Source organism: Crocosphaera sp. UHCC 0190 (assembly GCF_034932065.1).
In the GTDB taxonomy this organism is placed as follows: domain Bacteria; phylum Cyanobacteriota; class Cyanobacteriia; order Cyanobacteriales; family Microcystaceae; genus UHCC-0190.
Genome location: NZ_JAYGHP010000005.1, coordinates 33252 through 46503, shown reverse-complemented (window position 1 = coordinate 46503; position 13252 = coordinate 33252). Strand labels below are relative to the sequence as shown.

The 13252-nt window shown below is 39.6% G+C and carries 12 protein-coding genes and 1 tRNA gene; 10 read left to right on the top strand and 3 right to left on the bottom strand.

All coding sequences use genetic code 11. The annotated features are described in order from the left end of the window. Positions 1–76: 76 nt before the first annotated feature. Together VB715_RS09440 and hemC are read left to right on the top strand one after the other, a co-directional pair. Entirely contained in the window at positions 77–730 is a 654-nt protein-coding gene (locus VB715_RS09440; protein WP_323300951.1) for a Coq4 family protein, read from the top strand. 132 nt (positions 731–862) lie between these two features. After that, positions 863–1819, top strand: a complete 957-nt coding sequence (gene hemC / locus VB715_RS09435; RefSeq protein WP_323300950.1) for a hydroxymethylbilane synthase — start codon at positions 863–865, stop codon at positions 1817–1819. Between the two features lie 23 nt (positions 1820–1842). Here hemC and VB715_RS09430 read toward each other — a convergent pair whose 3' ends face one another. Then, entirely contained in the window at positions 1843–2418 is a 576-nt protein-coding gene (locus tag VB715_RS09430; RefSeq protein WP_323300949.1) for a hypothetical protein, read from the bottom strand. Positions 2419–2609: 191 nt separating this feature from the next. Here VB715_RS09430 and VB715_RS09425 point away from each other — a divergent pair. The 5 genes from VB715_RS09425 (at position 2610) to fumC (ending at position 7345) form a co-directional block, all read left to right on the top strand. Then, a tRNA-Ser gene (locus VB715_RS09425) sits at positions 2610–2696 on the top strand. 128 nt (positions 2697–2824) lie between these two features. Then, entirely contained in the window at positions 2825–4138 is a 1314-nt protein-coding gene (locus tag VB715_RS09420; protein ID WP_323300948.1) for an ABC transporter substrate-binding protein, read from the top strand. Between the two features lie 217 nt (positions 4139–4355). Next, entirely contained in the window at positions 4356–4922 is a 567-nt protein-coding gene (locus tag VB715_RS09415) for a hypothetical protein (protein WP_323300947.1), read from the top strand. Continuing rightward, positions 4910–5905: an HTTM domain-containing protein gene (locus tag VB715_RS09410; RefSeq protein ID WP_323300946.1), complete on the top strand. Its 996-nt coding sequence runs from the start codon at positions 4910–4912 to the stop codon at positions 5903–5905. The genes VB715_RS09415 and VB715_RS09410 overlap by 13 nt, the downstream gene beginning before the upstream one ends. A gap of 60 nt (positions 5906–5965) precedes the next feature. Then, positions 5966–7345 (top strand): class II fumarate hydratase, encoded by a 1380-nt coding sequence (fumC, locus tag VB715_RS09405; protein WP_323300945.1) that lies wholly within the window; start codon positions 5966–5968, stop codon positions 7343–7345. 122 nt (positions 7346–7467) lie between these two features. On the opposite strand, the gene hemN is transcribed toward fumC, so the two are convergent. Next, positions 7468–8865, bottom strand: coding sequence for an oxygen-independent coproporphyrinogen III oxidase (gene hemN / locus VB715_RS09400; protein WP_323300944.1), 1398 nt, complete (start codon positions 8863–8865; stop codon positions 7468–7470). 141 nt (positions 8866–9006) lie between these two features. Further along, the gene (locus tag VB715_RS09395; protein WP_323300943.1) at positions 9007–9771 is read right to left on the bottom strand and encodes a heme oxygenase (biliverdin-producing); all 765 of its coding nucleotides are present in this window, start codon (positions 9769–9771) and stop codon (positions 9007–9009) included. Between the two features lie 554 nt (positions 9772–10325). Between VB715_RS09395 and hoxE the strand changes: the two genes are divergently transcribed. Genes hoxE through hoxU form a run of 3 tightly spaced genes read left to right on the top strand, consistent with a single transcriptional unit; the run spans position 10326 to position 13191 of the window. Beyond that, on the top strand, positions 10326–10850 hold the full coding sequence (hoxE, locus tag VB715_RS09390; RefSeq protein ID WP_323300942.1) for a bidirectional hydrogenase complex protein HoxE: 525 nt from the start codon (positions 10326–10328) through the stop codon (positions 10848–10850). 6 nt (positions 10851–10856) lie between these two features. Beyond that, positions 10857–12464, top strand: a complete 1608-nt coding sequence (locus tag VB715_RS09385; RefSeq protein ID WP_323300941.1) for a NuoF family protein — start codon at positions 10857–10859, stop codon at positions 12462–12464. A 10-nt stretch (positions 12465–12474) separates the two neighbouring features. Continuing rightward, positions 12475–13191 carry a bidirectional hydrogenase complex protein HoxU gene (hoxU, locus tag VB715_RS09380; RefSeq protein ID WP_323300940.1) on the top strand — a complete coding sequence of 239 codons (717 nt, stop codon included), beginning with the start codon at positions 12475–12477 and terminating at the stop codon, positions 13189–13191. Positions 13192–13252: the final 61 nt, after the last annotated feature.

Below are 13252 nucleotides of genomic sequence, written 5' to 3'. Positions count from 1 at the left end.
TCCGGCTAACCGTATCATTGAGTAAGCCGGAAACTGTTTTTGAGTATCTATTAAGCAACTTAGAAAGATAAATGTGATGCTAAATATTAATGAAACTCAACAACAATGGCAAGATAAAGTTTTTGAAAGTTTTCTCAATCTTGTTCGCTCACCCGATGGCGATTTCGCCTCGATTGGGCAGTTAGGAAACGCCTTGTATGAAACTGAAAGCTTTGATGTCATGATCGCGTTTTTATCTCAAACGCCTCAAGGAAAATTGGCCTTTGAAAAACGTATTTCTTTAGGCAAGATTGATTTACAAAAGTTTCATCAATTCCCGAAAAATTCTTTAGCTTATCAATACGCTGATCACATGATTCGCCATGATTTAAGCCCTTTAAAACCGCAAATTGTGGAAAATGACTATCAATATTTAACAGCCCACCTCACAGAAACTCATGATATTTGGCACGTTGTCACTGGAAGTAATACGGACATTTTGGGAGAGATTAGGTTAGAAGCATTTTATGTCGCCCAACTCTATGTCTCCCGTTTTTGGTTAGCATTATTAGCGAAAAATTTATTAAAAGCTGTGGTTTATGATATCGAATTAGGGGGACAATATTTAGAAGCTATCAGCGAAGGTTGGACTCTGGCCAAACAAACCAAACCATTGTTCGGTATAGACTGGAATCAACTCTGGGAAACCCCGTTAGATGAAATTAGAAAAGATCTCAAACTTGTTCCCTAGGGTTGCTCATTTACAGTTAAGAAATGTAACGTTTTTCCTCCTGAGCAATCTTACCTATTAACGGGGGTCTAGCACTACGATACGCTAGATCGAGTCCCCTTATTGATAACGTTAAGTATCAGATTAACTTCTATGGTTGTTTCTAGTCGCTCCATTCGTATCGGTTCTCGCAAAAGTCAATTAGCTTTAGTACAAACGTACTGGATACAAAAAGAACTGCAAAATCACTATCCCGATCGCCAATTTGATGTAGAAACCATGAGTACCCAAGGGGATATAATCTTAGATGTAGCCCTAGCTAAAATTGGGGATAAAGGGTTATTTACCAAAGAATTAGAAGTGGCCATGCTGGAAAATCAGGTAGATTTTGCCGTGCATTCCCTCAAAGATTTACCCACCAACTTACCAGAAGGGTTAATGCTCGGTTGTGTAACAGAAAGAGTCAACCCCGCAGATGCGTTAGTGGTGCATGAAAAGCACCGCGATAAACAACTGGAAACCTTACCGGAAGGGGCCGTTATTGGTACATCTTCTCTGCGTCGTTTAGCCCAACTGCGGCATCATTTCCCCCATTTAACCTTTAAAGATGTGCGAGGCAACGTCAATACTCGACTCGCTAAACTGGATGCAGGAGACTATGATGGGATTATCCTGGCTGTAGCGGGACTGCAACGCCTAGATATGAGCGATCGCATTCATCAAGAGATTCCCAATGAAATTTCCCTTCACGCCGTTGGACAAGGGGCTTTAGGGATCGAATGTCGTATCGGAGATCAGGAAGTTTTAGAATTACTTAAAGCCTTAGAACACGAAGCCACCCGCGATCGCTGTTATGCCGAACGGGCGTTTTTACGAGAACTCGAAGGTGGGTGTCAAGTCCCCATTGGGGTTAACACAACTATTGAAGGGGATATTTTGAGTTTAACGGGAATGGTAGCCAGTCTGGATGGTCAAAAACTCCTGAAGGATAGCATTAGCGGACCAACGGCTACAGCAGAAGCCCTAGGACGAGAATTAGCGATGCGGTTACGGGATGCTGGGGCAGGGGAAATCTTAGGGGAAATCTTTGCTCAAATTCAGCGAGGGTAAGAACTTTAGGGGGCTTTCAGAAATTATTGGTTTTGTTGGGGAGGTATTTCACATAATACCTCTTTAGCAATGGCCATGGTGAAGCGGATTTGTTCAATTTCTGAGAGATCTTGCCAATTATCTTGCTTAACTTTGGTTTCACCCCGCATCGCTTGGGCAAGGGGACGAGCAAAGACTTGTAAATCTTCTTCCGTCCAATTTGTCCAGAGGGGTTTGACACATTCCACTAATTGATTGAGTTGAGAAATATTTTCGCTTGCTAACTGTTCTGCTTGGATAATAATGGTTTCTAGCCAAGCTTTCGGAATCATTTGCCCAAATTTTTCTAACAAACTCTGGGTAAAACTGGTTTGATCGACTGATTCCCAAGCTTGATGGAGATGAGAAAAGAAGGTATCTGCTTGAGCCGTAATTTCTGCCTCATCAAAAGCATCAATTAAAGGAAATTCCCCTTCAAGATGACTGAAATAAGCTTCCGCTTCTGGGGTGGTGGGATCCCAAGGATAGGTTTCTTCGACTTCGAGTAGCGCGTCTAAGAGTTCTTCAGTTAAGGGTTGGAGGCTATCTTTAGTGGTAGGGGAAAAAGAGTGGTTAATCATGATAGACACCTTAGTGCTTAGGAATTGACAGATGGATATATTTATATACAGAGTCTGAGTGCTGATTTCCGCAAAAAATTTTTCCTTTAAATTTTGCGATCGCAAACCCTCTTGATACCATACAACAAATACTTACAACTAAAAGCTTGTTGGAAACAGTATCAATCTGCTATGATAATATACTGTGCCTTGGAGAGGTGGCTGAGCGGTTGAAAGCGGCTCCCTGCTAAGGAGTTATGGGGTAACACTCATCGAGGGTTCGAATCCCTCCCTCTCCGTCCTAATTTTCAACCAAGATCATCCTGTTTTTCCACTCGTCAGAGATTGGGCTTGTTTGCAACATTCCGTTAAGATTGAAGGTCAAAAGTTAAGCAGAATAACTTGCAACCGAGGAGTGACCTTAGTAATGAATTCATTTTTGATAAAATACGGCTTAAAGTCCCCCTTAGCGTTGGGACTGGCGATCGCTTTTAGTACCAGTTTATTAGGGGGCTGTAATCAGCAACAACCCACAGATACATCTTCTCCCCCCAGTCCCACCACCCCCGCCGATGGGCTAAAATTAGGGGCTTTATTACCTGTTACGGGGGATTTAGCTTCCATTGGGGCGAATATGCCAGAGGCTGTTAAATTAGCCGTAGATGAAGTGAATGCCTGTGATGGGGTCAATGAGAAACCTGTTACCCTAATTACGGAAGATAGTCAAACCGATCCCACCGCCGGGGCCGCCGCTATGACAAAATTAGCAGAAGTGGATCGGGTGGCTGGTGTGGTTGGGGCCTTTGCCAGTAGCGTCTCTGGGGCCGCTGTCGGTATCGCAGCACAGAATAAGGTGATGTTGGTGTCTCCTGGTAGTACCAGCCCTGTCTTTACGGATCAGGCAAAAAATGGCGAATTTGACGGTTATTGGGCGAGAACGGCTCCCCCTGATACTTATCAAGCCCAAGCCTTAGCGGCCTTAGCAGCCAAAAAGGGCTTTAAAAATGTCTCAACTGTGGTCATTAATAATGATTATGGGGTGGGGTTTGAACAGGAATTTGTCAAAGCCTTTGAGAAGTCAGGGGGTAACATTGCAAATCAAGGGAAACCCGTTCGTTATGATCCCAAAGCAGCAACTCTCGATAGTGAGGCCGCAGCAGCTTTTGCCAATAAACCGGATGCGGTGGCCGCGGTTCTTTATGCGGAGACAGGTAGTATTCTGATACAAGCAGCCTATAAACAGGGGTTAACCAATGGTGTCACCTTCTTGTTAACAGATGGAGTGTATTCGGAAGATTTTGTCAAACAGGTGGGTAAAACGGCTGATGGGAAGTTTATCTTGTCCGGAGCTTTAGGAACCGTACCAGGGGCTAATGGTCAAGCGTTAGGGGCATTTACGACTAAGTGGAATGAAAAAACAGGCAAGGATGTAACGGCCTTTGTTCCCCATAGTTGGGATGCTACGGTGTTATTGATGTTGGCCGCAGAAGCAGCAGATGCTAACACGGGAGAGGGGATTAAGGGTAAAATTCGTGAGGTGGCCAATGCCCCAGGAACAGAGGTGAGTGATCCCTGTGAAGCGATGGCCTTGGTTCGTAAGGGAGAAGATATCAATTATCAGGGGGCTAGTGGTAATGTGGATATTGATGAAAATGGGGATGTTGTGGGGAGTTATGATGTTTGGACAGTCAAAGAAGATGGAACCACTGAAGTGATTGACAAAGTCAGTCCGGTTCAATAATAGTCTTAAGAAAATCTAAAGGTCAAGTCCCGCTACGGCGGGCTTATTTTTTTTTCCTTCATTTAAGTTAATATTTGGTTTCAAAAGTTTAAAAGTTTCTGTATATCTTAGCTCTTCAATTAAGCTTTACATAGAATTTAAAAGATTGAACAGAATCAATCTGATTTTAGATTTTGCATGGCAAATGTGAGGATTATTTAGTCATTGTTGATGATTAATGATTATTAATTTTGCCAGGATTTTAGTGACAAATATGGAAATTTCTCGTTCTACAGATTTACTCAAAAAAACCGCAGTTACTTGTCTAGTATTAGTAACTTTGTGGTCTCATCTGGTTCAGAATAGTAGCATCAGAATTCCCTTTATTCCTAATCTTCTCACTAAGGTAACATCTTTTTTAGGAATGAGTGGTTCTTGGCAAATGTTTTCTGTGGTTGATCGGTTTAGTTGGCGACTTGATGTGGTGGCAATTCATCAAAATGGAGAGGCCAGTGTTTTACCGATATTCTCCCATAAAGAGGAAGATAATATTAAAGATAACTTTGTCAATTTTCGGGATGGAAAATTACAGCAAAGTTTGTTCCATTATCAAGATGCCCGTGAGCATTATACTGACTATCTTTGTCGAATTTATCAAGATGCCAATAATCCGATTAAGGCGATTCGTTTTGATCTGTTTTGGCGGCAAATATTACCACCAGAACAATCTGCTATTCGTCAACAATATTTGACTGAAGAGTTTAGTGATAAAGGAAAATTGGGGGAATTTCAATGTCGGAATTAATTAAAAAAAGTATCAAAAAGTTCTATGATTTTTGGTTTCAGAAAGAATCAACCCTGACATTAGGCTTCTTTCGGATTGTTTTCGGAATCTTCATTTTTGTTGTCTTATTACTCAGTTATTTTGACTGGGAAGAATTCTATGGTATTCAGGGAATGATTACCCTGGATAGGTTTGTGAATGCTAGAGGAGGCTGGTTTTTAGCTTCCTTTAAATCTCTCTTTGCTCTGTCAGATTTTCCTCAATTTATTTGGGTAATTTATGGTGCTACTTTATTAACCACCATCGCCTTTATTTTAGGGTTAGGAACTAGAATTACCACAATTATTCTTTATATTTTGTGGTTTTCAATTTGTAACCGCAATACTGCGATTCTAGACGGCAAAGATGTTATCATTCGGATGCTCTTATTTTATAGTTGCTTTGCTCCCTTGGGTAATCGTTTATCTGTTGATAATTTTTTGAGACGTAAATGGGGTAAAAAGCATCAGCGTTTAACCCAATATTATCCTCAGAAAAAATCCGTATGGAGTTGGCGACTTCTTCAGCTTTCCATTGCCTTAATTTATCCCCTTTCTGCTTTGGATAAACTGAGAAGTGATATCGCTTGGCGTGAGGGTAATATTATGTACTATATTTCTTTATATGATGGATGGTTTAGATTTAGTGATGTTGATTTTTTCCATAATCATCTCATGAGTATGGCCATGACTTATAGTACCTTGATTCTTGAGTTGTCTTTTTGCATTTTTATTTGGTTTAAGCGCACTAAATATCCGATGCTCATTTTGATGAGTTTACTACACATTTCCATTGCTATTTTGATGAATGCTTTTGTCCTGCAAATTAGCACAGTCATGTTAGTTTCTTATACCTTATTTTTGGAACCGGAAACCGTGAGAAAATTCTTGGGTTATTTCCAACGAAATTATCGCTTCTCAATTGGAGAATGGGGAATAGAGAATCAGGAATTAAGTAATAAGTAATGACCGAGAAATAAAAGATTCTTACTTACCGAAAAAGTGAGCAATAAATCAGGAGAAAAAATGAGAATTGAAACCGATAGTATGGGTAGTATTGATGTGCCATCTGATCGTTATTGGGGCGCACAAACCCAACGATCATTGTACTATTTTGCCATTGGTCAAGATGTAATGCCTAGGGCAATAATCCGGGCTATCGGTATTCTTAAAAAAGCCACAGCAATTGTTAATAAAGATTTAGGAAAATTAGCTCCAGAAAAAGAGAACTTAATCCTTCAAGCAACGGATGAAGTAATAGCAGGAACCCTTGATGAGCATTTCCCCCTAAGCATTTGGCAAACCGGAAGTGGCACCCAAACTAACATGAATGCTAATGAAGTAATCGCTAATCGTGCGATCGCTTTGGCGGGGGGAATATTAGGAAGCAAAGATCCCATTCATCCCAACGATCATGTTAATATGTCCCAATCTTCTAATGATACCTTTCCTACGGCCATGCACATTGCAGCAGTGGAAGAAATACATCATAAATTATTACCCATGGTCGCTAAATTAAGGGATGGTTTAGCCACCAAAATGACAGACTATGAAAATATTGTCAAAATTGGACGAACTCACCTCATGGATGCCGTTCCCTTGACCTTGGGACAGGAATTTTCGGGGTATGTCTCCCAACTAGATAAAGATCTTGAACGCATTAAATTAACCTTACCCGATCTCTATGAATTGGCGATCGGTGGGACAGCAGTGGGGACGGGATTAAATACTCATCCTGAATTTTCCCAACGGGTTGCCGCAGAAATTGCCCAAATAACGGCTTTACCCTTCGTTGCGGCCCCGAATAAGTTTGCCGCTTTAGCTGCCCATGATGCTATGGTAATGTGCAGTGGTGCCTTGAAAACCTTGGCCTGTTCGTTGATGAAACTTGCCAATGATATTCGTTGGTTAGGATCAGGGCCTCGTTGTGGCATTGGTGAGCTTATTTTACCCGCAAATGAGCCTGGGTCTTCTATTATGCCAGGAAAAGTTAACCCGACTCAATGTGAAGCAATGACGATGGTTTGTGTGCAGGTAATGGGCTATGATGCGGCTATTAGTATGGCAGGAAGTCAGGGGAATTTTGAGTTAAATGTGTTTAAACCTTTGTTGATTTTTAATCTGCTTAATTCGATTCGATTATTGGCAGATGCTTGTTCATCTTTTACGGATCATTTAGTGGTGGGAATGGAGATTAATAAGGAACAAATTGATCATTATTTAAACAATTCTTTGATGTTAGTGACAGCTTTAAATCCTCATATTGGCTATGATAAAGCGGCGAAAGTTGCTAAAAAAGCTTATGAAGAAAGGACGAGTTTACAAGATGCTTGTATTGCGTTAGGGTTTCTCAGTGCAGAAGAATTTCAAAAGATTGTACGTCCTGAAACCATGACTCATCCTTGAAAACCATTTACGACTTTTGTAGGGGCGAACGGCCGTTCGCCCCTAACTACTATTAATAATATTATAGAAAAATCCCCCAATTAAAGCATGGGGGAGCAGCTTATTTCACTTTCTAAAGAAAACTAAATTGCTTTAGAAAAAGACTGTTCTTTGCGTCCTTTTAAGTAAGGATCAAACACCGCAGCAATATTTCTGATTAACCACCGTCCTGAGTTTGTAACTTCTAAGCGATCAGGGAATAAATTAATTAATCCGTCTGCTTCTAAGGGTTTAAGATCGATTAATTCTTGGGCAAAATATTCATCAAAATCAAGATCAAAATCAAGATTATATTTGTCTTCAATGCGATTCTTGTACAATTGTGATTGACACATTAATTCCATAATTACCGCACGACGAATAATGTCATCTTTGCTTAAGGTAACACCTTTTTCGATGGGTAAATGTCCCTCATCTAATGCCCGATAATAGTCTTTAATGCCTTTATGATTTTGAACATAGACATCTTGTAACATACTAATTGATGTCATACCAAAGGCAACAAGATCGGATTCTGGTTTAGTAGTGTATCCTTGGAAATTGCGATGTAATTGACCTTCTGCTTGAGCAATAGATAACTCATCATTGGGTTTGGCAAAGTGATCCATGCCAATGTATAAGTAATCATTGCGGTTGAATTCTTCAATGGTCATTTGCAACATTGCCAACTTTTCTGACGCATTAGGAAGTTCTTCAACAGGCAGATTTTTTTGAGCAGGTTTAATCCAAGGAATATAGGCAAAATTGAAGACGGCAATGCGATCAGGATTCAATTCTATGGTCTTTTTAACTGTCTTTTCAAAGGTGTGTCGGTTTTGATAAGGCAGTCCATAAATTAGGTCAACGTTAACACTTTCAAACTCAGCTTCTCGCATCCAACCCATGACATTAAAGAGCATTTCTTCGGGTTGAATACGGTTAATAACCTGTTGCACTTTGGGGTCAAAATCTTGGATACCAAAACTAATCCGATTAAACCCGATACTTCTTAAGAAAAAGATGAAGTTTCGGTCAATATATCTGGGATTAATTTCAATAGAGATTTCTGCATCTTTGTCAATATTAAAGTTCTTGACTAAGGCGTTAAATAACTGATCAATTTGAGATTGATCTAAATAATTAGGGGTTCCACCTCCCCAATGAATTTGATTAACAGAACGATCTGAAGAAATTAATTCAGCCGTTCGAGTAATATCTTTAATTAAATAGTCTACATAAGGAGGAGCAACTTTTTTATTACGAGTAATAATAGTATTACAGCCACAAAAATAACAAGCACTTTCACAAAAAGGAATATGGCAATATAAGGAAAGAGGCGTTTTTTTATGGTTTCCTGTCGCAATTCCTGCCCGAAATTCTGCTTCTCCTACCTTGGATTTTAATTCCGTTGCAGGAGGATAACTGGTATATCTGGGCAAAGATTTATCGTACTTATTCAATAAATCAGTATTAAATACTACGCTTTGTGATGTCAAGTTCATACTGTTTATTAACCTCTCAATGGTTTCAGTAAATAAAGAAAGATGGAGCGCAAAAAAAAAGAAGTCAGTTAAACGAAAACATTAATTTAATTATTTGTTTTACTGACCCCATCACACTTAACTAACAAAAGATAATTAGTCTTATTCTGCTCTTACTAAATTCTCTGGATGTTGACCATGACCATGATGGTGATGGTGTTCTGTTGCTCCAGGAATTTCTTGGCGAGTAATCAGATCAAAAACATGATCACCGATGGCAGCTTTGACATCATCTTCTAACTCATGAACTACATCACGATTCAGTGTAAAAGCGGTGTTTGCTTCTTCGACAATCTTATTTTCTAAGGCTTCATCAATAGGCAAAGCATTCAACCCATCGCGGTATTTTCCTTTGAATTCCCGTCTTGCTTCTGCCGTAGGAATTTGCTCAAATTCATAAAATTGTGTGCCTTGATCTGCGGGTAATGCTAAGGCAGAACGGGCAATATTTTTTAAGCTTTGACCACCGGATAAATCACCCATATAACGTACATAAGAATGGGCAACTAATAAGGCAGGATCACTATTAGAAACTTCCCGAATTCTTGCTACATAAGTTTGACCTGCTGCTGAGGGAGAAATTTCTTGCGCCCAGTTTTCTCCGTAGTAGTATTCGAGATCTGCTGCTAGATTTTGCTTACGGTTTAATTCAGGAAAATAAATATTACTAATAACAGGATGATTGTGGTGGCGTTCTAATTCTTCTTCTAGGGTAGAATAGAGAAAATAAAAGTCGGCTAAGAGTTTACGAAAGGGTTCTTTTTCCACAATGCCTTTGAGAAAACATTTAGTAAAGGCTGTATTTTCAGCTAAAGTGTGAGAATGACTGGTTCCTTCACGGAGTTTAAGGGCTAAATTATTACTCATGATCAATACCTCATTAGTAGAAGTCAGTGGTTCGAAAAGCTCACCAACCAGTTAGAAGTCAAAAGTTCAGATTTGTCTCTCTGTCCTCAGCCATCAAACCACTGCTTTAATTTCTATTTCAATTTATTACTATACAGTTATATCGTTACCTAAATGCTAAACGTTGTAAAACTTAACAAAACCGCCGGATAACCTGGGAGGGGTGAGAGCTTAATGAGTATTTAGACTTAATTAGAAATTGTTAATCCATCTTTTTTAGTAACTATTATGAGTAGTTGTTAACTTTCAACCTATCTTTGAGTAATGATTTTCTGAATATCGGATGAATTAATTTCTAGTGATTTAAGTAAACAAATTTCAAGAATTATTCTTAGTTTAGAAATAGTTTTGTTGTTTATCACAAAAAGTTAACATCAGGGATTAACTGCGATATTTTTTCTTAAGATAACAACAGAGAAATCTTACAAGGACAAGCTTAATCTTGTCATAACCTTTCAGTCTTTTGAAGCTGTATCAACAAATGGGATAATAGGAGTAAGGTAAAAGACAAAAACATGGAAACAAGAACCTTAAATAAAAAGCCTCAAAATCATCAAAAAATTGATAAACGACCAGATAAACGCTTCAAAGTCATTGATATTACTATGAAGCGTAACCATTATCGTCAAGATGCTCTTATCGAAATTTTACACAAAACACAAGAAGCATTTGGTTATCTTGAACCTGATATTTTAGAATATGTTGCTCACGCCTTAAAGCTTCCTTTAAGTCGTGTTTATGGGGTAGCTACCTTTTATCATTTATTCTCTCTTAAACCCAGTGGCGAACATACCTGTATTGTCTGTTTAGGAACTGCTTGTTATGTCAAAGGGAGCGATAGAATTTTAGCCACATTACAACAAGAATTAGGCATACAATCCGGTGAAACGACATCAGACAATCAAATTTCTTTATTATCTGCTCGATGTTTAGGAGCTTGTGGTATTGCCCCTGCCGTGGTGTTTGATGGAGAAGTTACCGGAAAACAAACACCTGAAAATGCACTCAAAACAATTAAAATTTGGCAAGAAGAAGAGTAAACAACTATGGATTTAGAAGAACTATTAGAAATTAAAGAAACCACCCAAGCAAAACATCAAAAGAAGCGAAAAAGGGTACGGTGTTGTACAGCAGCAGGGTGTTTATCTTCGGGAGCAAAAGCAGTTATTGATAACTTAAATACAGAAGTTAAGCATCAAAATCTTACCGAAGAAATTGAAGTTACTTCAGTGGGATGTCTCCGTTTATGTAGTCAAGGGCCGTTGATTGAAATTGACCCTGATGATACCCTTTATCAACAAGTTAAACCAGAACAAGTCGTTGCTATTATTGATAGTTTAAATGGTCAACAAAACCGTGAAAACTTACCCCAAAAAACTGATTTAACTCATCCTTTTTTTGCCTATCAACAACCTATCGTTCTCGAAAATAGTGGGAAAATTGATCCAGAAAGCATTGATGATTATATTAGTAAAGGAGGCTATCAACAATTACGTCATGTACTCTTAGAAATGACCCCCAATGATGTTACCCAAGAAGTAACAAAAAGCGGGTTAAGAGGAAGAGGAGGAGGCGGTTATCCCACAGGAGTAAAATGGGCTACCGTCGCTAAAATGCCAGGACAACAAAAATACGTCATCTGTAACGCTGATGAAGGTGATCCAGGGGCATTTATGGATCGGGCCGTCTTAGAAAGCGATCCCCACCGTGTTTTAGAAGGCATGGCGATCGCCGCCTATGCAGTGGGGGCAAATCATAGTTATATCTACATTCGCGCCGAATATCCCCTGGCAATAAAACGTCTGGAAAAAGCCATCCAACAAGCCAAAAGATACGGCTTAATGGGGTCACAAATCTTCGAGTCTCCCTTTGACTTCAAAATTGACATCAGAGTAGGCGCAGGGGCGTTTGTTTGCGGGGAAGAAACCGCTTTGATCGCCTCCGTAGAAGGAAAACGGGGAACCCCTCGCCCTCGCCCTCCCTACCCCGCAGAATCAGGGTTATGGGGCGATCCTACCCTGATCAACAATGTGGAAACCTACGCTAACATCGTCCCCATCATTCGAGAAGGAGGGGACTGGTACGCTAGTATTGGCACAGAAAATAGTAAGGGAACTAAGGTTTTTGCCCTGACAGGAAATGTAGAAAATAACGGATTAATAGAGGTTCCCATGGGAACTTCTATCCGAAAAATTGTCGAAGAAATTGGCGGCGGAGTTCCCAATCAAGGAACAGTAAAAGCGGTACAAACCGGCGGACCTTCAGGGGGCTGTATTCCCGCCCATTTATTAGATACTCCCGTCGAATATGACTCCTTACAAAAATTAGGAACTATCATGGGATCGGGGGGAATGATCGTTATGGATCAAGATACCAGTATGGTTGAAATTGCCAGATTTTATATGGATTTTTGTCAAGAAGAAAGTTGTGGAAAATGTGTACCTTGTCGGGCAGGAACGGTACAATTATATGACCTATTAACTAAGTTAATTGAAAGGAAAGCAAATCAACAAGATTTAGATAAATTAGAAGCCTTGTGTCAGATGGTAAAAGATACCAGTTTATGTGGTTTAGGAATGACTGCGCCTAACCCAGTGTTAAGCACATTGCAGTATTTTCGAGAAGAATATATTACCTTACTTCAATCTACTTAGGGTTAAACTAATGACAGTTAAAACATTAACCATTAATGATCAACTAATTACTGCATCAGCAGAACAGACAATTTTAGATGCAGCAAAAGAAGCAGAAATTAAAATTCCTACCCTGTGTCATTTAGAGGGGGTTTCTGATGTTGGAGCTTGTCGTTTATGCTTAGTTGAAATTGAAGGCAGTTCTAAACTACAACCTGCTTGTGTTACCCAAGTTCAAGAAGGGATGGTTATCCAGACAGAAACAGAAAAATTAAAAGAATATCGACGTATGGCGGTTGAACTTTTGTTTGCAGAAGGAAACCATGTCTGTGCGGTTTGTGTGGTCAATGGAAATTGTCAACTGCAAAATGTAGCTATTAAGGTAGGAATGGATCATTCCCGTTTTCCTTATAAGTTTCCGAAACGAGAAGTTGACCTATCTCACCGATTATTTGGAATGGATCATAACCGTTGTATTTTGTGTACGAGATGTGTTAGGGTTTGTGATGAAATAGAAGGGGCCCATGTCTGGGATGTAGCGAATCGTGGAGGTCAATCTTTTATTGTTTCAGGTATTAATCAACCTTGGGGAGAGGTTGATGCTTGTACTTCCTGTGGTAAATGTGTTGATGCTTGTCCCACTGGGGCAATTTTTCGTCAAGGGAGTACCGCTTCTGAAATGACCTGCGATCGCAGTACCCTGGAGTTTTTACACAGAGCTAGAACTAAAAAAGAATGGACAAGATAATGACTGTAGGGACTTAATATTATGTAGGGCTTAATAATATTAAACTCGTAAACAAGTTACA